Below are 22,056 nucleotides of genomic sequence, written 5' to 3'. Positions count from 1 at the left end.
GAAGCGGCAACTTGAGTAAGGCGTTCGGATTCAGTTGAGTAGCAGTAACCCTGCTGTGGTAAGTGCCTGTTCACGTAGCGTTCCGATGCCGCTCGCAGATCCGTCCACATTGCGTGCGGAAGGTACATCCCGGGCGTGCACAAGGAGGTCGCACATGGGGTCTGGGCTCATGCAGGCACCGCTGATCGATCTGAGTGTCACGACACCGGGCGCCGAGGTGACGACCGGGAGTCCAGTGTCCGCGATGCCGATCCGCGGCAGTCGCCATCGGCGGGTGTCACCCCAGGCCCGACCAGCGCCGGGGGCTCAGTCCTACGCCGTGGTCGCCGGTTCCCCGCTGAGCGGGAAGACCGCCCTGGTCGACGCGCTGATCTGCCGTACTGCGCAGGACGAGGCGCCGGCGGGGGACTCCTGGCGCGTGTTCCGCCACGGCGAGGAGCCCGGCGCGCAGGCGTTCGTGCCCGGGCATCGCGATCCCCGGCCGCCGGCCGCGCCGAAGAGCGGCGCCCAGCGGCCCGCCCGCCGGATCGAGATCACCCACCCGGCGGCCCTGCTCAAGCGCGTGGCACTGGTCGACACGCCCGGCAGCGGGGGCCTGGACACCGCCAACGCCGAGATCGTCCTCGACGCCGCCGAGCACGGGCTCGGCCTGCTCTTCGTGGTCGATGCCGGCGCACCACTGTCGCGCGCCGACCTCGACCTCCTCGCCGTCGCCGCCGAGCGCGTGGAGCGGATCGCGCTGGTGCTCACCCGCATCGACCAGCACGACCACTGGCCCGAGATGCTCGCCGCGAACCGGGCGCTGCTCGCCTCCCGCGGTCCGCGCCTGGCCACCGCGTTGTGGTTCCCGGTCTCGCTCGACCCGGCCGGGACCTTCGGCGTCGCCGAACTGCGCCACCAGCTCGAGACCTGGTCCGACCAGCACGCCGCCCCCACGGCCCGGCCCGGCACGGTCGCCGCGGTGACGGTCTCGGCCACCGGTGACACCTGGCAGGAGCGGCTCGACCAAGAGGTCGAGGCGCGCCGCCTCGCCGCCCTCCAGCAGGTCTCGATCAACCTGGCCACCATCCACGTGCGTTGCGTCCAGGAGCTCGGGTCGGGCAGGGGGTGCCCGGAGCTGCCGTATGTCCTCGACCGCGAGCTGCATGCGCTGTCCGTCCGCACGACCCGCCGGCTGCACGCCGACACCCGCGAGGTGATCGGCGCGGTCTTCGGCGAGCTGCTCGACGAGGCACCCGACGAGGCGATCCTGCGGCGGATCGGGGCCGCCGCCAGGCGGGCCGCCGAATCGTCGCACGACGGCCGGGAGCGCGACCGGGCGCTGCTGGTGACCACCACCTCGGCGGTCGCCGTGCTCACCGGCGCCGCGGCGGTCGACAACCTGTCCGCGGTGGGTGGTGCCGACCGGTCCGCTGGGGCGGCCGAGGTGCTGCCGCCGCTCGGCGTCGGGCTCAACGCCAGCTGTTATGCGATGTGGCAGCCGAAGACGTCACCCGGCGGGCCGCCCAAGCTGCCGGACAAGAAGGACTGCCGGCGGTGGCTGCAGCACGCCCTGCGCGAGGTCGAGGTCGAGGCCGGGCATGAGCTCGGCGAGCGGTACGCCGAGCTGCGTCAGGCACTCGCCGTCATCGCTGGGGACGCGGTCGACCATGGCGTGCTGCTCGCTTGATGGCACCATGTTGGTATGGCGGCGCCGCAGGTCCTACCGATCGAAGAGACCCACGTCGAGGTTGACGAGGTGCCCCAGACCGACCGTCCGTGGGTGACCGTGGTCTGGAACGATCCCGTCAACCTGATGAGCTACGTCACCTGGGTTCTGCAGAAGCTCTTCGGGTACAGCAAGGAGAAGGCTGAGCGCCTGATGCTCGACGTGCACCACAAGGGCAAGGCGATCGTCTCCAGCGGCCCGCGTGAGCGGATGGAGTACGACGCTTCCCGCTTGCAGGCGTATGGCCTCTGGGCGACGGTGGACAAGTCGTGACAATGTTCGTGCGCTCCGGCACGGTCTGCGTGGCACGGTTCGGCCCGGCCGAGGCGGCCGTGCTCAACGAGGTCATGCTCGAGGTCGTCACCCTCCTCTCCGAGGGCTTCGACCGGACCGATCCGGTGATCGAGCGGCTGTTCCCCGACGTGTACCGCGACGACCCCTCCGCGTCGGCCGACCTGCGCCGCTACACGGAGGATGACCTCCGCTCGGCGAAACTCGAGCAGGCGGCCATGCTCCTCGACGCGCTGCCGGTGGAGGGCGGCGAGGTGGCCCTCGACGAGGAGCAGGCCGAGGCGTGGCTGCGGGCGCTGACCGACGTCCGGCTGACGCTGGGCCTGCGGCTGGGCATCATCGACGACGACGTCGACATCGAGGCCGAGCTCGACGAGGCGATCCTCAAGGACCCCACGTCCCAGCGGGTGGGCCAGCTGTCCGTCTACCAGTACCTGACCTATCTCCAGGAATCTCTGGTGGGAGCACTCATGGGGTGAGGCCCGTCACGGGCGAGTTGCACCCAGGTTTCGGTACGCTGTCTGTCGTGCTGACCATCGACGCCGCGATCCTCGACGCGATCGTCGCGCACGCCCGCCGGGACCACCCCGACGAGGCGTGCGGGATCGTCGCGGGTCCGGCCGGTTCGGATCGTCCGGAGCGGCACGTGCCGATGGAGAACGCGGCCCGGTCGATGACGTTCTACGAGTTCGACTCGAAGGAACAGTTGCGGCTGTGGCGCGAGATGGACGACGCCGACGAGGAGCCGGTCGTGGTCTACCACTCGCACACCGCCACGGAGGCGTACCCCTCGCGGACCGACGTGTCATTCGCCGGTGAGCCAAACGCGCATTACCTGCTGGTTTCGACCCGTGATCCGGTGCAGACGGAAATTCGATCGTTCCGCATCGTGGACGGAGTCGTCACCGAGGAGCCGGTTCAGGTAGTTAATGCTGTCGTGGACCAACACGCCGTCCAGTCCTACCTCTTCGGGCAGAGCCCGACGACCGTCGACTACGAGTGTTCCGCGGGCTGACCACCTCACCCGCAGCACCGTCCTGTCCAGTCGTCGACCGCTTCAGCTCGTATCAGAGGAGAAAAATCATGGCCATCGAGATCCGCATCCCGACCATCCTGCGTAGCTACACCGGCGGCGCGAAGACCGTCGAGGGTGCCGGGGACACCATCGCCGACCTGCTGACCGACCTTGACACCCGCCACGCGGGGATCAAGGACCGGCTCATCACCGGGGAGGGCAACCTGCACCGCTTCGTCAACGTCTACATCAACGACGAAGACGTCCGGTTCCTCGGCGCGCTCGATGCGAAGCTCAACGACGGTGACTCCGTGACGATCCTGCCCGCCGTCGCGGGCGGGGCGCTCGCGTTCGCCGCCGCCCACGCGCTGCGGGGCTGATCTCCGTGGCGCGCTACGAGTCCCTCCTCGACGCGTGCGGAAACACGCCGCTCATCGGGCTGCCGCGGCTTTCGCCGAGCCCCGAGGTCCGGCTGTGGGCGAAGCTCGAGGATCGCAACCCGACGGGGAGCGTCAAGGACCGCGTGGCGCTCTGGATGGTGAAGGCGGCCGAGGAAGCCGGCCGCCTTCGCCCCGGTGACACGATCATCGAGCCGACGAGCGGCAACACCGGCATCGCCCTCGCGATGGTGGCGAAGCTGCGCGGATACCGGCTGGTGTGCGTGATGCCGGAAAACGTCTCGTCCGAGCGGAGCGCACTCCTGCGCATGTACGGCGCAGAGATCATCTTCTCGCCGGCGGCCGGCGGGTCCAACCGCGCCGTGGCCGTGGCCAAGGAGATCGCCGCGGAGCACCCCGACTGGGTGATGCTCTTCCAGTACGGCAACGAGGCCAACGCGCGTGCCCACTACGAGTCGACCGGGCCGGAGATCCTGCGCGACCTGCCGACGATCACACACTTCGTGGCCGGGCTCGGCACCACCGGCACCCTGATGGGCGTCGGGCGGTTCCTCCGCGAGAAGGTCGATGACGTCGAGATCATCGCCGCCGAGCCGCGCTACGGTGAGCTGGTCTACGGCCTGCGCAACCTCGACGAGGGCTACGTGCCGGAGTTGTACGACGCGACGGTGCTGACCCGCCGGTTCTCCGTCGGCACCCGCGACGCCGTGCTGCGCACCCGCCAGCTCGTCGAGGTCGAGGGGATGTTCGCCGGTTTCTCCACCGGTGCCGTCCTGCACGCCGCTCTCGCGGTCGCTCACCAGGCGCTCAAGGCGGGCAACCGGGCCGACGTGGTGTTCCTGGTCGCCGACGGCGGTTGGAAGTACCTGTCGACCGGTGCATACGGCGGCACGCTCGCCGATGCCGAGAACGCGCTCGATGGACAGCTCTGGGCCTGACGTACCGGACCTACCACCCGGTCACGATCCAGCCGGCCACCAGGCTCACCGACGCCGCGCCGAGCAGCGCGAGCGGGAGCCGGCGGTGGTGCACGCTCGCAAACGCGCCGATCGTGCACGCCAGCCCGACCAGGCCGATCACGATGACCGTCGGGGCATACCATGGGCGGTACTGCGCGATCAGGCCCACGAACGCCCGCAGGGCCACCGCCATGCCGCCCAGCCCCAGCGCGGCCGCCCACGCGCACACCGCGGCCAGATGACGCGGCTCGGGGGCGGGATCGGCCTCGGTCGGCAGACGGAACGCGTCCGGGAGTTGCCGCCGCAGCCGCCGGGCCGCCCGGGACACGTCAACGCTCACGTCCGCCTCCTCTGGTCAGGACTCACTGCGTGCAACGACCGTGGTTGCGGATCGTGACGCGGCCCTGTCACGTTGGCGACATCTCCAGGCCGATCATTCAGCCTCAGCTGCCAGTCCGGCGTAGGCTGCGCACGGTGACGGACCTTGCCCAGCGGCAGCAACCGGCCGGGCAACCCCCGGCGGTCCGATCATGGGATCTATCCTCACCTGGCCGGAGTGATCCAAAGATTGGCGTGCAGACAGGAGACGGCGGGTTGAGGGCAGCATGAGGCTCACGGTTCTCGGCTGCGCCGGCAGCTTTCCCGGCCCGGAGGCCCCCTGTTCCGCCTACCTCGTGGAGGCGGACGGGTTCCGCCTGCTCGTCGACTTCGGCCCGGGGTCCATGTCGACGCTCCAGCGGTTCTCCGGGCTCTACAACGTCGATGCGATCCTGCTGACGCACCTGCACTGCGACCACATGCTCGACGCCTGTTCGTACATCGTGGCCCGGCGCTACGCGCCCTCCGGCCCGTTCCCGCCCCTGCCGGTGTATGCGCCGATCGCCGCCCCCGAGCGGATCGCCGCCGCCTACGGCGGGGAGAACGAGCCGATGGCGATCAGTGACGTCTACACCTTCTACGCGCTTCAGCCGGGCAGCTTCCCGATCGGCCCGCTCCAGGTGACCGTCGACCGGGTCAACCATCCCGTCGAGACCTACGGGGTGCGGATCGAGCACCAGGGCCGCGTGCTGACCTACTCGGCCGACACGGCTTCCTGCGAGGCCCTGATCCGCCTGGCCCAGGGCGCGGACATGTTCCTGTGCGAGGCGAGCTACCTCGACGGCGAGGACAACCCGCCGGACCTCCACCTCACCGGCCGGGAGGCGGCCGAGCACGCCACCAAGGCGGGTGTGGGCAAGCTCCTGCTCACCCACCTGGTGCCGGCCTGGGGGAGTGAGGCGCTCACGCTGGAGGCGGCATCGGCAGCCTTCGACGGACCCATCGAGATTGTTCGACCTGGCGCGAGGTACGACATTTAGGCACTCGTTTGCCGTCTGGTCAGCAAATCGTGGCCGCACGCATGGACTCCGACCTCATGGTCATGGCATGCGGATCGCGATCGTCACCGAATCGTTCCCGCCCGATGTGAACGGTGTCGCCCACTCCGTCGTCCGGGTGGCCGAACACCTCGTCGCACGTGGCCACGAGCCGCTCGTGATCGCCCCCCAGCCGTCGTCCGGGGCACGGTCGGTCACCGGCGTCTTCTCGTACCCGATCATCCGGGTCCCCTCCGTGGCCACCCCGGGCTACGGCAGCTTCCGGCTGGGACTGCCCAGCCGACGGCTGGCCGCCGCCCTGCGGTCCCACCGCACCGACCTGGTCCATCTGGCCAGCCCATTTGTGCTCGGGGCGCGCGGCATGACCGTGGCGGCCTCGCTGGGCCTGCCGACCGTCGCCGTCTACCAGACCGACGTGCCCGCCTACGCCCGCCTGTACTACCGCTCGAACCTCGGCGAGCAGGCCGCCTGGCGCTGGCTGCGGCACATCCACAACGCCGCCGACCGGACCCTCGCGCCGTCGACCGCGGCCGCGACCGCCCTGCATCGCAACGGCATCGAGCGGGTGTGGCTGTGGCGCCGCGGCGTCGACGCGGCCCGTTTCGACCCGGGCCACCGCAGCCCCGCCCTCCGCCGGGCGCTCGCCGCCGAGGGGCAGGTGATCGTCGGGTACGTCGGGCGCCTCGCCGTGGAGAAGCGCGTGGACCTGCTCGCGCCGGTCAGCCGCATCCCCGGCGTCCGGGTGGTTGTCGTCGGCGACGGCCCGGCCCGGGCCGGCCTGGAGCGGGCCATGCCGGACGCGGTCTTCCTCGGCGAGCGGCGCGGCGCCCAGTTGGCCCGGATCTTCGCCAGCCTGGACCTTTTTGTGCACACCGGCCCGTTCGAGACCTTCGGCCAGACCGTGCAGGAGGCCCTGGCCAGCGGGGTGCCGGTGGTCGCGCCCGCACAGGGCGGCCCGCTCGACCTCGTCGACGACGGCCGCACCGGGCTGCTCATCCCGCCCTGCGACGCCGACGCGCTGGTCGAGGCGGTCACGTCGCTGGTGCGGGACGACGAGCGCCGGCTGGCGATGGGTGTCGCCGCCCGGGTCGCGGTCGCCTCCCGGACCTGGTCCGCGGTCGGCGACGAGCTGATCCGCCACTACGCCGAGGTGCACTCCGGCGGCCTGCCGGCCCGCTCGCTGCCGGTGCCCGCATGACCGTACGAATAGTCCGGCTGGCGAACTTCGTCATGCCGAGGTCCGGAGGGCTGCGGACCGCGCTGCGGGCGCTCGGCGAGGGCTACCTCGCCGCCGGGCACGAGCCGATCCTGATCGTGCCCGGCGAGCGGTTCTCCGACGAGCAGACCTCGCAGGGCCGGGTCATCACGCTGCCGGGCCCGGTGGTGCCGTTCACCGGCGGGTACCGCGTGCTCATCCACCGCCGCCGCCTCGCCGCGCTGCTGGACGAACTCGCCCCGGACCGGCTGGAGGTCTCCGACCGGTTCACGCTGCGCTGGACCGGCCGCTGGGCCCGCGAGCGCGGCGTCCCGTCGGTGATGGTGTCGCACGAGAGCCTCGCCGGGCTGCTGACCTTCGCCGGGCGGTTCGGCTCGGCGTGGGCGGACCGGCTCAACGCGCGCACGTTCAACTCCTACGACCGGATCCTGTGCACCACGTCCTGGGCGGCGGCGGAGTTCCGGCGGATCGGGGCGGGCAACCTGGTGCAGGTACCGCTCGGGGTGGATCTTGAACTGTTCCACCCGGGCCGGTACACCGCCGCCCTGCGGGACCGCTACGCCACCCCGTCGCAGGTGCTGCTCGTGCACTGCGGGCGCCTCTCCTCGGAGAAACGGCCGGAACGCTCCATCGACGCGTTGGTGGCCCTCCGTGCCCAGGGTGTTGATGCGGTACTGGTCGTGGCCGGCGACGGTCCGCTCCGTGCCCAACTGCAGGAACAGGCCCGCGGCCACGCCGTGCACTTCATGGAGTTCGTCGCCGAGCGCACCGCCGTGGCCGCGCTGCTCGCTACCGCCGACGTGGTCGTCGCGCCGGGCCCGATCGAGACGTTCGGCCTGGCCGCGCTGGAGGCGCTCGCCTGCGGCACGCCGGTGGTGGTGGACGCGGCGTCCGCGCTGCCGGAGGTGGTCGGTGAGGCCGGCGCCGCGGTGGCCGAGGATTTTGCGGGAGGTGTACTTCGGGTGCTGGCCCGACCGGCCGCGGAGCGTCGGGCGGCCGCTCGCGCCCGCGCCGAGCAGTTCTCCTGGCCGGCGGCGGTGGCGGGCTTCCTGGACGTCCACGGGACTCCGGCGGTCACCCCTTCCGCTGTTCCCGTATCCGCTGTTCCCGCTGCTTCTGTTCCCACGGCGGTGACCGTGTCATGACCGTTTTCGCCGCCCTCGGTGACTCCACGACGGCGGGCTTCGGTGACCGGATGCCCGATGGGTCGTGGCGCGGCTGGGCGCCGATCTTCGCCGAGGCCATCGGGGCGCGGCTGCACAACTTCGCCAGCAGCGGCGCGCGGGCCGCCGACGTGGAGCGCGACCAGTTGCCCCGCGCCGTCGCCGTTCAGCCCGACGTGGCGGCCGTCCTCGTCGGCACCAACGACACGCTGCGGGACCCGTTCGACGCCCGGCGCATCTGCGGGCATTTGGAGCGCTCGGTGGCGGCGCTGCGGGCGATCGGGGCCGAGGTGCTCACCATCCGCCTGCCCGACCCGGGCCGCATGTTCGGCCTGCCCGGCCCGCTCGCCCGGCCGCTGGCCCGCCGGATGCACGAGCTCAACACGGTGACGGACCGGGTCGCCACCCGCTACGACACGGTGCATTTCGACGCGGCCGGCAACGCCGACTCGTACGATCGCCGGATGTGGAGCGTCGATCGGCTCCACCCGAGCGAGCGCGGCCACCGGTTCCTCGCCTGCTCGTTCTTCGACCTGTTGACCGTCCGCGGCTCCAGCATGGCCCGGTCGGGTGTGCGGCCTGACCCCGCGCCGACGAGCCCGCCGCCGACGGTCTCCGCGCAGGTCTGGTGGATGGCCACGCAGGGGACCCGCTGGGTGGTCCGCCGTTCGACCGATCTGCTGCCCGGCCTGTTCCGCCTCGCCTGGGCCGAGTGGCGTCACGGCTCCCCGCTCGGCACCGCTGACCTTCTTGACTTGCAGCTTCCCGATGCCGTGCGCGAAGCGGTGCGGGGCGACGGCGTGTCGGGCAAGGTCGCTTGACTAGGGTGGGCGGTATGGCTCGACCCGATGGACGCGCAGCAGACCAACTTCGACCTGTTTCGATCACCCGCCAGTGGAGCATGCACCCGGAGGGGTCCGTGCTCGTCGAGTTCGGCGCCACGCGGGTCTTGTGCACCGCCAGCGTCACCGAGGGCGTGCCGCGGTGGCGGAAGGGGTCCGGCCTGGGCTGGCTCACCGCCGAATACGCCATGTTGCCCCGCGCGACGACGACCCGCAGCGACCGGGAGAGCGTCAAGGGCAAGGTCGGCGGGCGGACGCACGAGATCTCCCGGCTCATCGGGCGCAGCCTGCGGGCCTGCATCGACCTGAAGGCCCTCGGCGAGAACTCGATCGTCCTCGACTGCGATGTGTTGCAGGCCGACGGCGGCACCCGCACCGCCGCGATCACCGGCGCCTACGTGGCCCTGCACGACGCGGTGGCGTGGCTGGCGGCGCAGCGCAAGCTGGCGGGCAAGCCCTCCGAGGTGCTGCACCGTTCCGTTTCAGCGGTCAGCGTCGGCATCATCGGCGGCGAGCCGCGCCTCGACCTGTGCTACGAAGAGGACGTCATCGCCGACGTCGACATGAACGTGGTCTGCACCGGCACCGGCGACTTCGTCGAGGTCCAGGGCACCGGCGAGCAGTCGGTCTTCAGCCGGGCCGAGCTCGACACCCTCGTCGACCTGGGCGCCCTGGGCTGCACCGAGCTCCAGGCCCTCCAGCAGAAGGCGATCGCCGAATGAAGCTGCTGCTCGCGACCCGGAACAAGAAGAAGCTCGTGGAGCTGCGCCGAGTCTTGGAGGAGGCGGCCAGCGAGGTCGAGTTGCTCGGCCTGGACGACGTCGAGACGTATCCCGAGGCCCCCGAGACGGGTCTCACCTTCGAGGAGAACGCGCTCCTGAAGGCCCGCGAGGCCGTCCGCTACACCGGCCTGCCCAGCGTCGGCGACGACTCGGGCCTGGCCGTGGACGCCCTCAACGGCATGCCGGGCGTCTTCTCGGCCCGCTGGTCGGGCCTGCCGAGCGGCGCCCCCGACCGCGACGGCGCCAACCTCCGCCTGGTCCTGGCCCAGCTGGGCGACGTCCCCGACGAGCACCTGGGCGGAGCGTTCGTCTGCGCCGCCGCGCTGGCCTGGCCCGACGGCCGCGAGGTCGTGGTCCGCGGTGAGATGCGCGGCCACCTGATCCGCACCCCGCGCGGCGACGGCGGCTTCGGCTACGACCCGATCTTCGTCGCCGACGGCTACGAGAAGACGACCGCCGAACTGTCCCCGGCGGAGAAGGACGCCATCAGCCACCGCGGCAAGGCGTTCCGCGCCCTGGCCGCCCACCTCTGACCCTCCTTCCCTTTGGGTCGGCCTTCCGGCCACCGGATTGCTCAGGCTGGCTGGGACGTCCCAAGGCGTCCCAGCCAGGCCGGCGCTGCGGTTGCGCGAGTCCCGGCTGCCCTGGGTGAGTCGTGCCGGCCTGCGTCCCGGCCACACGCCTGTGCGTGATGCGCGGGCGCTCCGTCGGGCCGTGGGCGCTCTCTCACGGCGCAGGCCCTTCCCGGTCAGGCGAGCGGGCCGGTCGTCTGCTCGATCTCAGCGCGCAGCTCCCGAGACGAGATCAGCGAGCGGGCCGCTTCGAGCACCGGAGCCAGGAACATGTCGGGCCCCGGCCCTCCCGCGAACCGCTCGACCGTCGCCACCGCCAGCCGCCCGGCCGGCGACGGCTGCAGCGGGGCACGGAGCTGGATGCCGCGAACCGCGGACAACAGCTCGACCGCCAGGATGCTGCAGACGTTGTCGAGGACGGTGCGGAGTTTGCGGGTCGCGGCCCAGCCCATCGAGACGTGGTCCTCCTGCATGCCCGACGTCGGCAGCGAGTCGACGCTGGCCGGCGCCGCCAGCCGCCGGTTCTCCGCGACGATGCCCGCCGCCGTGTACTGCGCGATCATCAACCCCGAGTTCACTCCCGGGTCGGGCGTCAGGAACGGCGGCAGGTCCCGTGAGCGGCACACGTCGAGGAGCCGGTCCACGCGCCGTTCCGCGATCGCCCCGACCTCTGACGCGGCAATGGCCAGGTAGTCCGCGGCGAAGCCGAGCGGCGCACCGTGGAAGTTGCCCGTCGACTCCACCCGGCCGTCCGGCAGCACGACAGGGTTGTCCACGATCGACCGCAACTCCCGGGCGGCGACCATGATCGCGAACTCCAGCGTGTCCCGCGCCGCCCCGGCAACCTGCGGCGCGCACCGCATCGAGTACGCGTCCTGCACGGCGTGCACCAGGTCGTTGCGGTGTGAGTCCATGATCGGCGAGTGCTGCAGAAGCCGGTGAATGTTGGCTGCCGACGCCGCCTGGCCGGGATGTGGCCGGATGGTGTGCAGTTCGGGCATGAACGGCCGGTCGGAGCCGAGCATCGCCTCGATCGACAGCGCGGCGGTCACGTCCGCCATGGTGAACAGGTGCCCGGCGTCCTCGATCGCCATGAGCAGCATGCCCAGCATGCCGTCGGTGCCGTTGATGAGGGCCAGCCCCTCCTTCGACGACAGCTCGATCGGCTTGACGCCGGCGTCGGCCGGGGTGATCCGGCTGCCGTCCTTGGCCAGGACCCAGCCCTCACCGATGAGCACCAGCGCACAGTGCGCCAGCGGCGCCAGGTCACCGGAGGCGCCGAGCGAGCCGTGCTCGGGCACCCAGGGCGTGATGTCGGCGTTGAGGAGATCGACGAGTGCCCGGGCGACCTCGGGCCGTACCCCGGACCGGCCCATGGCCAGCGAACGGATCCGCAGCAGCATCATCGCCCGCACGACCTCGCGTGGCATCGGAGCGCCGATGCCTGCCGCGTGCGAGCGGATGAGCGCATGCTGCAGCTCGGCTCGCCGCTCGGGCGCGATGAACGTGTTGGCGAGGGCACCGAACCCGGTCGACACCCCGTAGACCGGGCGGCCTTCCCGCTCGATGCCGTCGACGATGGCCCTGCTCGCACGCATGGCGTTGAGTGCGTCCTGCGCGAGGGTCACCCGCGCGTTGCCCCGGGCGACCGCGATGAGGTCGTCGGGGGTGATGCCAGAGGCGGTGATGGTGATCAAACCAGCTCCCCATTGAGCACGACGGTGGTTGTCAGCGGCACCCCGGGCCGGTAGGCCAGGTGCAGGTGTGAGGGGGCGTCGAGCAGGAGCAGGTCGCCCCGCGCCCCGACGGTGAGGTGGCCGATGTCGCTGCGACGCAGTGCGGCCGCCCCGCCCTTTGTGGCCGCGAGCACCGCCTCGGCCGGTGTCATGGCCATCTCCCGCACCGCGAGCGCGATGCAGAACGGCATCGATGTGGTGAACGACGACCCCGGGTTGCAGTCCGTGGCCAGGGCGACGGTCGCGCCCGCGTCGAGCAGCGCCCGCGCCGGCGGGTAGGGCGACCGGGTGGAGAACTCGGCGCCGGGTAGCAACGTGGCCACCGTCGTGGAGCCGGCGAGCGCGTCGATATCGGCCCGGCTCAGGTGTGTGCAGTGGTCGGCGGAGGCGGCGTTGAGCTCTACCGCGAGCTGTACACCGGGTCCCTCCGTCAGCTGGTTGGCGTGAATGCGCACACCCATCCCGGCGTCCGCGCCGACGGTCAGGATGGCGCGTGAGTGGTCGGCGTCGAACGCCCCCCGCTCGCAGAACACGTCGATCCACCGCGCGCCCGCCGACCGGGCGGCGGTGAGCATCGGGCCACAGACCAGGCCGACGTAGTCGTCGGGCCGGTCGGTGTATTCGGCCGGCACGACGTGGGCACCGAGGAACGTCGTCTCGGTCGTGAACTCGTGGGCGATCCGCAGCGAGCGCGCCTCGTCGGTGACGTTCAGCCCGTAACCCGACTTGATCTCCATCGTGGTCGTGCCCTGCCGCAGCGCCTCGTTGCGCAGCCGGGCCACGTTCGTCCGCAGCTGCTCGTCGCTGGCGGCGCGGGTCGCGCCGACCGTGGTGCGGATCCCGCCGCCGGTATACGGCTGGCCGGCCATCCGCGCCGCGAACTCGGCAGCCCGGTCTCCGGCGAACACCAGATGGGCGTGACTGTCCACGAACCCCGGCAGCACCGCGGCCCCGTCGGCGTCGACCCGCGCATCGGCGGCCGGAGCGTCGGCCGCCCGCCCGATCCACTCGACCCGCCGGGCGTCGATCACCAGCGCTGCGTTGCGCCGGATGCCGAGCGGCCCCGCGCCCCACGCGGGGTCGGCAGTGACCAGCTCGCCGATGTTGGTGATCAGCAGGGACCTCATCGGATCGCCCCCGCCAGCGCGGCGCCGACGTCCGGCAACGCGATGTGGACGCCGCCCGTGACCACCACGCGCCCGTCGACCACGACATGCCGCACGTCGGCGGCAGTCGCCGCGAAGCAGATCGCACCGGGCTCGCACCCCGCCGTCCGCGGCGTGTCCAGGGCCACGGTGACCAGGTCGGCACGTGCGCCGACGGCGATCGTGCCGGCGTCCGGCCAGCCGAGCGCGACATGTCCGGCGACGCTCGCCGCACCGAGCAACTCGTCGGCCGTGAAATGCCCCCGGTGCTCGGTGTGCAGCCGTTCGTGCATCTCCACGCCCCGAGCCTCCTCGAACAGGTCGATGACGGCGTGACTGTCACTGCCCAGACTGAGCGGGCTGCCCGCGTCGGTCAGTGCACGGGCGTGGCCGATGCCGTCGGCGAGGTCCCGCTCGGTCGTCGGGCAGAAACAGACACCGGTGCCGGTGTCGCCCAGCTCCGTGCGATCGGCGTCGGTCAGGTGCGTGGCGTGGACCGCGGTCACCCGCTCACCGAGCAACCCACGGTCGGCGAGCAGTTCCGTGGGGGTGCAGCCGTGCATCGCCTGACAGGCCTCGTTCTCCGCGCGTTGCTCCGACAGGTGTACGTGGGTGGGCAGGCCCTCGGTCCGATACGCGAACCCGGCCAGCACGTCGGCCGGAACCGCCCGCACGCTGTGGGCGGCCGCGCCGATCCTCGCGTGCGGCTGGGCCTTCAGCCGCTCGACCCGCGCGGACCAGCCGTCCAGCGAACCGTCGCCGAAGCGCCGCTGGACGCCTTCCAGCGGTTTGCCGTCGACACTCGCCGACAGGTACAGCGTGTCGAGCAGCGTGATCCTGATGCCCGCGTCGGCGGCTGCCGCGAGCAGCGCCTCGCCCATCGCGTTGGGCTCGTCATACGGGGTGCCGTCGGGGCCGTGGTGCAGATAGTGGAACTCGCCGACGCAGGTGATGCCGGCCAGCGCCATCTCGGCGTACACAGCGCGGGCAAGCGCGTGATACGAGTCCGGGTCGAGCGCACCGGCCACGGCGTACATCTGTTCGCGCCACGTCCAGAACGTGCCCCGGCCTCGCTGGGTGCGTCCGCGCAGCGCGCGGTGGAAGGCGTGCGAGTGGGTGTTGGCCAGCCCCGGTAGCGTCAGCCCCGGCAGCCGCACCGCGTCGCTGGCAGCCGGCGCATTCGGGGGCGTCTGCGGAGTGACCACGGTGAACCGGCCGTCGGCAACCTCGACGAGCACGTCTGCCGCGACGCCTGTCGGCAGCCAGACGTGCTCGCAGTGGTACCGCATGGGCGACCGATTCACTGACATAGCCGCGCCAAGAGGTCGGCGAGCTTCTCGACACCCACCGCGCAGTCAGCGTCCGACGCCGACTCCTGCGGTGCGTGGGAGATGCCGGTTGGATTGCGCACGAACAGCATGGCGGTGTCGACGTGCCCGGCGAGCACCCCGGCGTCATGGCCGGCGCCGGTCGGGAGCACGGGAGCGTTGAGCTCCAGCGCGGCGAGCCGGCTGACCTCGCCGGCGAACGCGACCTCGCCTGTCGACGACTCCGCCGTCATCTTCACCAGCGTGCCGTCGGTCAGCGAGCGCTCCTCGGCACGCTGGTGGACCACCTCGACCAGTCGTTGCAGGGTGTCCTCGTCGGCCGCTCGGGCATCGAGCCAGGCGGAGGCCCGCGACGCGATCGCATTGGTGGCGTTGGGGGCGACGTCGACCCGGCCGACGGTGGCGTGGGCGCCGTGCAGCCGGGCAGCCTCCTCGGCGGCCAGCACGGTATGGGCGAGGGTGAGCATCGGATCATGACGGTCCGACATACGGGTCGTGCCCGCGTGGTTGCCTTCGCCTGTGAAGTCGAACCGGTAGCGGCCGTGCGGCCAGATGGCGCTGGCCACGCCGATCGGCGCGTCGATGTGATCGAGGGCCCGGCCCTGCTCCACGTGCAGTTCCACGAAGGCGGCGATGCGTGCCAGCCGCTCGGGATCGGGTCCCAGCCGCTCCGGGTCGAGGCCGGCCCTGCTGATCGCCTCGCCGAGACGCACGCCCTCCCGGTCGCGGAGCTGCAGCGCCTTGGCAGGGTCGAATGCACCGGTGAGCAGTCGTGAGCCCAGGCACGGCACGCCGAACCGAGCGCCCTCCTCCTCGGTGAACACGACCACCGCGAGCGGGCGGGCGGGCGTGACACCACGCTCACGGAGCACGTCGACGGCTAGCAGGCCGGAGACGACACCGAGCGGGCCGTCATACGCGCCGCCGTGGGGCACCGAGTCGAGGTGGCTGCCGGTCACGACCGCCCCGTCGCCTTCCGGCTCGCCCCACCAGGCCCACAGATTGCCGTTGCGGTCGATCTCCACCTCGAGATCGCGATCCAGTGCTTCCTCGACGAACCACTCGCGGCAGACCAGGTCGGTGTCGGTCCACGACTGGCGGATGTAGCCGCCGTCGTCCCCGGCCTTGCCGATCGGGCTCAGCGATCCCCAGAGCGCGGCGAACCGCTCGGCGCTCATCATGCCGACTCTCCCATCGGTACGCGGAGACCGGCCGAGCCGGCCACCTCAACGGCGTCCTCATAGCCCGCGTCGACGTGGCGGAGCACGCCCATCGCCGGGTCGTTGGTCAGCACTCTGGCCAGCTTCTGGGCCGCAAGCTCGGTGCCGTCGGCGACGGAAACCTGTCCGGCGTGGATCGATCGGCCGATCCCGACCCCGCCGCCGTGGTGGATCGAGACCCACGACGCGCCCGACGCCGTGTTGACCAGCGCGTTGAGCAACGGCCAGTCGGCGATCGCGTCGGAGCCGTCGCGCATGGCCTCCGTCTCGCGATACGGCGAGGCGACCGAGCCGGTGTCGAGATGGTCCCGGCCGATGACGATCGGCGCCTCGAGCGTGCCGTCGGCCACCATCTCGTTGAACCGCAGTCCGGCCTTGTCGCGCTCGCCCTGACCGAGCCAGCAGATCCGCGCCGGCAGACCCTGGAACGCGACCCGCTCACCGGCCATCGTGATCCAGCGGCGCAGCGACTCGTTCTCCGGGAACAGGTCGAGGATCGCGCGGTCGGTCGCGGCGATGTCAGCCGGGTTGCCGGACAGCGCGGCCCAGCGGAACGGGCCCTTGCCCTCGCAGAACAGCGGCCGGATGTACGCCGGGACGAAGCCGGGGAAAGCGAACGCTCGGTCGAACCCGCCGAGCTGAGCCTCGCCGCGGATGGAGTTGCCGTAGTCGAACACCTCGGCGCCGCGGTCCAGGAACCCGACCATCGCTTCGACGTGACGAGCCATGGAATGGCGGGCCCGCTCGGTGAACTCGTCGGGCTTCTGCGCCGCGTAATCGGCGGCGTCCTCCGGCTCGACACCGCTCGGCACATAGGAGAGCGGATCGTGTGCCGACGTCTGGTCCGTGACGATGTCGATCGGCACGCCCATCCGCAGCAGTTCCGGCACGAGCAGTGCCGCATTGCCCACCACGCCGACCGACAGCGGCTTGCGCGCGATCTGCGCCTCCACCGCCAGCCGGACGCCGGCCTCCAGCGAGTCCGCGATGACGTCGAGGTAGCGGGTGGCCACACGCCGCTCCAGACGGGTGCGGTCGACGTCGATGATCAGGCACGCGCCGCCGTTCATCGTGACGGCCAGCGGCTGGGCGCCACCCATTCCGCCACAGCCGGCGGTCAGTGTGAGCGTGCCCGCCAGGGTGCCACCGAACCGCTTCTCCGCCACGGCGGCGAACGTCTCATAGGTGCCCTGCAGGATGCCCTGCGTGCCGATGTAGATCCACGAGCCGGCGGTCATCTGGCCATACATGGTCAGGCCAAGGGCCTCGAGCCGGCGGAACTCGGGCCAGGTGGCCCAGTCGCCGACCAGGTTGGAGTTGGCGATGAGCACACGCGGCGCCCACTCGTGGGTCTGCAGCACGCCGACCGGACGGCCGGACTGCACCAGCATCGTCTCGTCGGGTGCCAGGGTCGTGAGCGTGCGGACCAGCGCCCGGAACGACGGCCAGTCACGGGCCGCCTTGCCGGTGCCGCCGTAGACGACCAGGTCCTGCGGGCGCTCGGCCACATCGGGGTCGAGATTGTTCATGAGCATGCGCAGGGCGGCCTCCTGCTGCCAGCCACGCGCCGTCAACTGGGTGCCACGAGGGGCACGGATCGTTTCCATGGGACTCCTCGGCTAGGGCAGGAAAACCTGACGAGTGGCGGCAGACCGCTCGAATGCCTCGAGTCGTGCCTGGGTCTCGGTCGGTGCGGCGTCGCACATCGCCTGCAGCAGCATCGTGACCATCGCGGACGGGGCGGCGTGCAGGTCGAACACCAGCCGCGACCCCACGGCGGCCGGCAGGACCAGGTCGGACTCGGCGGCGGCCGGACTGACCGGTGAGTCGGTCACGGTCACCACGCGGAGCCCGGCGGCCCGTGCGTCGCGCAGGGCGTCGACCGCCTCACGCGGATAGCGGGGCAACACAAACGCCAGCATCGCAACTGCGCCTGCCGCATGTGCCTGTTCCAGCCGATCCGCCAGCAGGCTTCCCTGCTCGCGCAGCAGCCGGACGTCGGGATGCACCTTCGCCGCGAAGTAGGCGAACGAACTCGCGAGCGCTGCGGCCGCCCGCATGCCGAGCACCGGCAGCGGTCGGCTCTCGATCAGCAGACGGCCGGCCTCGGCCAGCGGTGCCGGATCGCGGAGGGCCTCGGAGAGGCGCTGCAGATTGGCGATCTCGGCGCTCAGCGCCAGCTGGTATTGATTCGTGGGTGCGTCTTCCGCATCCTCGTCCACTGTGGACGGGGCGTGCTGGTAGCCGTCGAACGTCACCCGCAGCCGGTCGCGCAGCGCCGGATAGCCGTCGAAGCCCAGCGCGGTCGCGAATCGAGTGACGGACGGCTGGCTCACCCCGGCCAGCGCCGCCAGATCGCCGCTGGAGAGATAACCGGCCCGGCCGGCATGGTCGACCAGGCAGCGCGCGATGCGCCGCTGTGCGGGCGTCAACCGCTGCCCGTCGAACAGTTCCAGCACCCGCTGGACCGGTGACGTTGTCATGGGGCGACTGTAAGACTCCTTTCAGGGTTGCGTCAACAGCATGGATCCATTCAAAATGTTGGCTCGAAGGGGGGACCACATGGGACGCTCGGGATGTGCGGTTGATCTATCTCGCGACCTATCCGATCAAGAGCTGCTATCGCGTGGAGGCGGACTCCGCCGAAGTCGAGCCGTGGGGGCTGGCCGGCGACCGGCGGTGGCTGGTCGTCGACGACGACCTCAAACTGATCACGCAGCGGGAGTGGCCGGCGCTCGGGCGGGTGCGTCCGACGTACGTCTCCCAGGGTTTGGTGCTCCAAGCGCAAGGGGCGTCGAGCATCGAGGTGCCGTTCCCCACCGGAACCACGACGGACGTCAGGCATTTCAAGCAGTGGATCGCCGCCACGCCGGCGGGCGGCGAGGTGGACCGATGGCTGACGGAGGTGATCGGGCGCCGCGCGCATCTGGTCCACCTGGACGACCCGACACGGAGGCGGGTCGATCCGGAATACAGCCGGCCCGACGACCGGGTGAGTTTCGCCGACGGGTTCCCGCTGCTGCTGACCAACATGGCCTCGCTCGACGCGGTCAACGACTGGCTGGCCGAGGAGGGGGACGCGCCGGTCGAGATGACGCGCTTCCGTCCCAATGTCGTGGTGGGTGGCGCCGCGGCCTGGGCGGAGGACGGCTGGCTCGGCAGGCGGATCGTGATCGGCGACGTGTCGTTCCGCGTGCCGAAGCCCTGCAGCCGGTGTGTGCTGACCACCATCGACCCAGAGACGGGTGAGAAGGGCCGCCAGCCGCTGCGTGTGCTCGGGCAGCGCCGGAAGTTTCCGGGCGGGATCATGTTCGGGGTCAACCTGATCCCGGACGGGAGGGGCAAGATCGCCATCGGCGACGAGGTCGCGGTGGTGGACTGAGGTGGCGGACTGAATCGGACAGACCGGCCTGAACGGGCCGATCGTCCGCCTGTCGGCGGGGCGAAAGGGGCATAACGCATCGCGGGAGACGGAAGTCGAGTGATGATCAACGGGTGACGCCGTTGCGGGTACGGCCCCACCTCGCCGAGATCCTCGATCGGACCAACCACGTGGTCCTCACGTTCAGCGTGTTGGGTAACCTGCTGCCCGACCCGGAAGTGGTGGCCCGGCGGATCCGCGAGATGCTGCTCGAATCCGGGCATCGCCTGTCGATCCTGGTCGGCATTAGCGACAACCCGTTCGACATGCTCGCCGAGGCGTACGGCGTGTCGGAGGAGAGCGGACGTCGAGCGGAGCAGATCGTCCATGACGCCGAGCTCGACGCCGCGGGATGGGCTCCGATCACGGTCGGTGCTGCGGACCTGCTCGACGTGTGCCGGGAGACGGGGCGGTCGGTTGCCGTGTATGCGCCGCACAGCGAGTCGGCCGTTGGGCGGTACCTGCACCGGCTCGGGCTGCGGACGCTGGTCGGGCCGACGCTCGGGCGGGGGTTCGCGATGCGCAACCCTGCGGTGCGGACCATGGCACCGGTGTTGGAGGCGATCAGGGCGGCTCCCGGGCAGACCGCAGTGGTCTGTGCGACGTTCTCGGCCATGTCGGCGACGCAGCGGGCCGGGGCACACGCCATCGGGGTGGAACGGATCCGCGAGCCGCGCAAGATGCTGCACGGTGGTGAAGGGCGCAATGCCGTCGTACGGTCGCTGACCGCCCTGGCAGAGGCGATGGCGGAGCGCGGGCTGGCGCCGGGCGCCCGCTGACGGGCCGGCCCTGCCGTGCCGCTGCGGGAACGGTCATGCCGGATGGCTCCGGCCGGGCGCGGACGGCCGACACCGGGGGTAACGAGGGTCTTCGCGAACTGACCGGAATCCGCCAGCCGGGGGCGGTGTGGAGTAAGGGCCGGTCGCAGGGGGTGAGCGATTGAACAGTGTGGACGGTCACCGGAATGGACGACAGCGATGCCGGTGGTTGCTCTGGTAGAACAACGCGCGTGTCGTTTCTGCTGTGGTCCGGGCGGGCCATCGGGTATCGCCGGGCGGGTGCCGGGTTCGGGGTGGCCGTCGTGTGCTTCGTCGCCGGGTACCTTGTCGCGCCGGAGCGGCCGTTCGAGCAGACCAAGTGGCTCGCGTTGACCGCCTTGCTGTTCGTTGCCGGGCTTGCGGCGTTGGTCTGGGCCGCGGCGATGGCGCACGTCGGGGTGGAGATCAGCATGTACAACGTGCGGATCCGCCACGGGCTGCTGCCGATGCCGCCGATCGCCGTGCCGCTGCGGATGGTGGGGGAGGTGCGCGCGATCGACGTGCGGTCCAGCCTCGGGCAGCGGTGGGGGTGGACCTGGGTCCCGGGGCGCGGGCGGGCCGTGATCGTGCGGTCCGGGCCGGCGCTGGTGTTCGACTTCGGCGGGCGGCAGTTCACGGTGAGTGTCGACGAACCCGAGGACGCGGTCGCGGCGTTCGGACGGGTGCGGGCGCCGTCGCGCTGACGGCGCTGCCTGCGGGACGGCGCTGCCTGCGGGACTGCGGAGACCACGAGGTCCAGGGATCAAGAGCCGTGGCGACCCCCGGCGTCCCAAGCGGGACGTCCGCCGGAGGCACCCGTCAGGAAAAACGCCGCCTGAGCGTGGTGAAGCCCGGGGGAGTATCCATCCCCCGGGCCTCGGGTTGCCGCCCAATTGCGCACACCGGCACGTTGAAGGGCGTGGATCAGGCTTATAGCGTCGCGCTCTTCGATTGAGCTATCGGCCCGTGGGAGAGGGCCGAACGGGAGTTGAACCCGCAACCTCGACGACGATGTCCACGCTCGGTCGATCCGGTGTTCGGCGGCGAATGCTCAGACTGGAGCGAGAAGTTGAGTTTGTGTCTCGGTTCCCGCGGCTGCCTCTTCCGGTTGGGCTACGCCGCCACGTGAATGGCGGCGGGAGGGATCGAACCTCCAACTGACACCGCGCGCACCTGTCAAACTGAGCCTCAGGTTCAGTCTGCGCTCCTTGCGCCCCCCGATCCTAAGCCACTACGCGAAGAGGAAGCGAAACACTTTCTCGCCGGTCTCCTGCGAGACGACCTCGACGCCGTTGGCCTCCTCGCGGGCGAACTTCACCGCGGCCTGCAGCTTCTCGACCCGCTCGACGAGCTCGTTGACGCGCTTGGCGGGCAGGGCGCCGGAGAACTTGATCGTCCGCCAGTAGCCGATGACCACGTCCTCGTAGTAGACCTCCACCTGCGCCGGGTGCTTCTCGGTCGCCTCGGCCTTGACGTGGTTCCGCGGGATCTTCTTCGTGCGCGTGGTCTGGGTCGGCTCGGTGGCGTAGCAGTCCGCGGAGGCGTCGTACACCCACGACTCGGCGGCGTCGAGGACCGGCAGCTTACGCACGAACGTCAGCAGGTCGACCAGCTGCTTCTCGAGGAACAGCAGGTAGGAGACCGGCACGTCACGCAGCAGCGGCTCGCCGTCGACGATCACATCGGCGCGGGCGACGCAGTTGGTCCAGTCCTTCGTGGCGGTGACGTCGAACAGCCGGGTCAGGATGGTCGCCGTCTGGCGCATGACCTCCTCGGCCTTCACCTGCACTCGGGTCGACTCCGGCGGCAGCTGCTCGCCTTCCTCGTCCTTGGGCCGATACGTGCGGGAGATGCCCGCGAGCAGCGCAGGCTTCTGCAGGACGTGGTGGGCCTCGGTGAGCTCCTGGAACGAGCGGGACTTCACGCCCTTCTCGACCGCGATGATCTGATTCAGCTTCGTCATAGTGCGGCCGAGTTTACGAGCGGGCCGAGCCGCGAAAACAGCCAATATCTGTGGGGCCGGTGAGAGTCGAACTCACACTGGCACGGACCTAAACCGTGTGCCTCTGCCATTGGGCTACGGCCCC

At 71.0% G+C, this 22,056-nt stretch carries 23 protein-coding genes and 1 tRNA gene; 15 read left to right on the top strand and 9 right to left on the bottom strand.

Annotation, left to right across the window (positions count from 1 at the left end; all coding sequences use genetic code 11):
- The first annotated feature begins 154 nt into the window (after positions 1–154).
- The 6 genes from Dfulv_RS42670 (at position 155) to Dfulv_RS42645 (ending at position 4,350) form a co-directional block, all read left to right on the top strand.
- Complete coding sequence (locus tag Dfulv_RS42670) at positions 155–1,669, top strand: P-loop NTPase family protein (RefSeq protein ID WP_259859508.1); 1,515 nt, start codon at positions 155–157, stop codon at positions 1,667–1,669.
- Between the two features lie 15 nt (positions 1,670–1,684).
- Positions 1,685–1,981, top strand: coding sequence for an ATP-dependent Clp protease adapter ClpS (clpS, locus tag Dfulv_RS42665; protein ID WP_259859507.1), 297 nt, complete (start codon positions 1,685–1,687; stop codon positions 1,979–1,981).
- The gene (locus Dfulv_RS42660; RefSeq protein WP_259869282.1) at positions 1,957–2,478 is read left to right on the top strand and encodes a DUF2017 domain-containing protein; all 522 of its coding nucleotides are present in this window, start codon (positions 1,957–1,959) and stop codon (positions 2,476–2,478) included. Before clpS ends, Dfulv_RS42660 begins: the two co-directional genes overlap by 25 nt.
- A gap of 47 nt (positions 2,479–2,525) precedes the next feature.
- On the top strand, positions 2,526–3,014 hold the full coding sequence (locus Dfulv_RS42655) for a M67 family metallopeptidase (protein WP_319805727.1): 489 nt from the start codon (positions 2,526–2,528) through the stop codon (positions 3,012–3,014).
- Between the two features lie 68 nt (positions 3,015–3,082).
- A complete protein-coding gene (locus Dfulv_RS42650; RefSeq protein WP_259859506.1) occupies positions 3,083–3,394 on the top strand; it encodes a MoaD family protein in 312 nt (103 codons plus the stop codon).
- A 5-nt stretch (positions 3,395–3,399) separates the two neighbouring features.
- Positions 3,400–4,350, top strand: a complete 951-nt coding sequence (locus tag Dfulv_RS42645) for a PLP-dependent cysteine synthase family protein (protein WP_259859505.1) — start codon at positions 3,400–3,402, stop codon at positions 4,348–4,350.
- Between the two features lie 10 nt (positions 4,351–4,360).
- Here Dfulv_RS42645 and Dfulv_RS42640 read toward each other — a convergent pair whose 3' ends face one another.
- Entirely contained in the window at positions 4,361–4,711 is a 351-nt protein-coding gene (locus tag Dfulv_RS42640; RefSeq protein WP_259859504.1) for a hypothetical protein, read from the bottom strand.
- Positions 4,712–4,976: 265 nt separating this feature from the next.
- Here Dfulv_RS42640 and Dfulv_RS42635 point away from each other — a divergent pair, with 265 nt between their 5' ends.
- The 6 genes from Dfulv_RS42635 to rdgB all read left to right on the top strand — a co-directional run bounded on the left by Dfulv_RS42635 (position 4,977) and on the right by rdgB (position 10,283).
- Positions 4,977–5,729: an MBL fold metallo-hydrolase gene (locus Dfulv_RS42635; protein ID WP_259859503.1), complete on the top strand. Its 753-nt coding sequence runs from the start codon at positions 4,977–4,979 to the stop codon at positions 5,727–5,729.
- Positions 5,730–5,796: 67 nt separating this feature from the next.
- Entirely contained in the window at positions 5,797–6,945 is a 1,149-nt protein-coding gene (locus Dfulv_RS42630) for a glycosyltransferase family 4 protein (protein ID WP_259859502.1), read from the top strand.
- Positions 6,942–8,108, top strand: a complete 1,167-nt coding sequence (locus Dfulv_RS42625) for a glycosyltransferase (protein ID WP_259859501.1) — start codon at positions 6,942–6,944, stop codon at positions 8,106–8,108. Before Dfulv_RS42630 ends, Dfulv_RS42625 begins: the two co-directional genes overlap by 4 nt.
- Positions 8,105–8,947 carry an SGNH/GDSL hydrolase family protein gene (locus Dfulv_RS42620; RefSeq protein ID WP_259859500.1) on the top strand — a complete coding sequence of 281 codons (843 nt, stop codon included), beginning with the start codon at positions 8,105–8,107 and terminating at the stop codon, positions 8,945–8,947. The genes Dfulv_RS42625 and Dfulv_RS42620 overlap by 4 nt, the downstream gene beginning before the upstream one ends.
- A gap of 14 nt (positions 8,948–8,961) precedes the next feature.
- Positions 8,962–9,690, top strand: coding sequence for a ribonuclease PH (gene rph, locus Dfulv_RS42615; protein ID WP_259859499.1), 729 nt, complete (start codon positions 8,962–8,964; stop codon positions 9,688–9,690).
- Positions 9,687–10,283, top strand: coding sequence for an RdgB/HAM1 family non-canonical purine NTP pyrophosphatase (rdgB, locus tag Dfulv_RS42610; protein ID WP_259859498.1), 597 nt, complete (start codon positions 9,687–9,689; stop codon positions 10,281–10,283). Before rph ends, rdgB begins: the two co-directional genes overlap by 4 nt.
- Positions 10,284–10,498: 215 nt before the next feature.
- On the opposite strand, the gene hutH is transcribed toward rdgB, so the two are convergent.
- Genes hutH through Dfulv_RS42580 form a run of 6 tightly spaced genes read right to left on the bottom strand, consistent with a single transcriptional unit; the run spans position 10,499 to position 18,234 of the window.
- Positions 10,499–12,019: a histidine ammonia-lyase gene (gene hutH, locus Dfulv_RS42605; protein ID WP_259859497.1), complete on the bottom strand. Its 1,521-nt coding sequence runs from the start codon at positions 12,017–12,019 to the stop codon at positions 10,499–10,501.
- On the bottom strand, positions 12,016–13,185 hold the full coding sequence (hutI, locus tag Dfulv_RS42600; RefSeq protein WP_259859495.1) for an imidazolonepropionase: 1,170 nt from the start codon (positions 13,183–13,185) through the stop codon (positions 12,016–12,018). Before hutI ends, hutH begins: the two co-directional genes overlap by 4 nt.
- Entirely contained in the window at positions 13,182–14,492 is a 1,311-nt protein-coding gene (locus Dfulv_RS42595; protein WP_259859494.1) for a formimidoylglutamate deiminase, read from the bottom strand. The genes hutI and Dfulv_RS42595 overlap by 4 nt, the downstream gene beginning before the upstream one ends.
- 11 nt (positions 14,493–14,503) lie before the next feature.
- Positions 14,504–15,709 carry an allantoate amidohydrolase gene (locus tag Dfulv_RS42590; RefSeq protein ID WP_259869271.1) on the bottom strand — a complete coding sequence of 402 codons (1,206 nt, stop codon included), beginning with the start codon at positions 15,707–15,709 and terminating at the stop codon, positions 14,504–14,506.
- Entirely contained in the window at positions 15,709–17,358 is a 1,650-nt protein-coding gene (hutU, locus tag Dfulv_RS42585) for a urocanate hydratase (protein ID WP_259859493.1), read from the bottom strand. The genes Dfulv_RS42590 and hutU overlap by 1 nt, the downstream gene beginning before the upstream one ends.
- A 12-nt stretch (positions 17,359–17,370) precedes the next feature.
- Complete coding sequence (locus Dfulv_RS42580) at positions 17,371–18,234, bottom strand: MurR/RpiR family transcriptional regulator (RefSeq protein WP_259859492.1); 864 nt, start codon at positions 18,232–18,234, stop codon at positions 17,371–17,373.
- Here Dfulv_RS42580 and Dfulv_RS42575 point away from each other — a divergent pair.
- From Dfulv_RS42575 to Dfulv_RS42565, 3 genes are all read left to right on the top strand, one after another.
- Entirely contained in the window at positions 18,222–19,133 is a 912-nt protein-coding gene (locus tag Dfulv_RS42575) for an MOSC domain-containing protein (protein ID WP_259859491.1), read from the top strand. The genes Dfulv_RS42580 and Dfulv_RS42575 overlap by 13 nt on opposite strands.
- A gap of 113 nt (positions 19,134–19,246) precedes the next feature.
- On the top strand, positions 19,247–19,951 hold the full coding sequence (locus Dfulv_RS42570; protein ID WP_259859490.1) for a hypothetical protein: 705 nt from the start codon (positions 19,247–19,249) through the stop codon (positions 19,949–19,951).
- A 230-nt stretch (positions 19,952–20,181) separates the two neighbouring features.
- Entirely contained in the window at positions 20,182–20,673 is a 492-nt protein-coding gene (locus Dfulv_RS42565; protein ID WP_259859489.1) for a hypothetical protein, read from the top strand.
- Between the two features lie 527 nt (positions 20,674–21,200).
- Here the strand turns inward: Dfulv_RS42565 and Dfulv_RS42560 are convergent.
- Positions 21,201–21,932, bottom strand: a complete 732-nt coding sequence (locus Dfulv_RS42560; RefSeq protein ID WP_259859488.1) for a DUF7873 family protein — start codon at positions 21,930–21,932, stop codon at positions 21,201–21,203.
- A gap of 51 nt (positions 21,933–21,983) precedes the next feature.
- Positions 21,984–22,056 (bottom strand) — tRNA-Leu (locus Dfulv_RS42555).

It is taken from the genome of Dactylosporangium fulvum, assembly GCF_025137375.1.
In the GTDB taxonomy this organism is placed as follows: Bacteria; Actinomycetota; Actinomycetes; order Mycobacteriales; family Micromonosporaceae; genus Dactylosporangium; species Dactylosporangium fulvum.
Note: the sequence above shows the minus strand (reverse complement) of the source record. Positions and strands in the feature narration are given on the sequence as shown.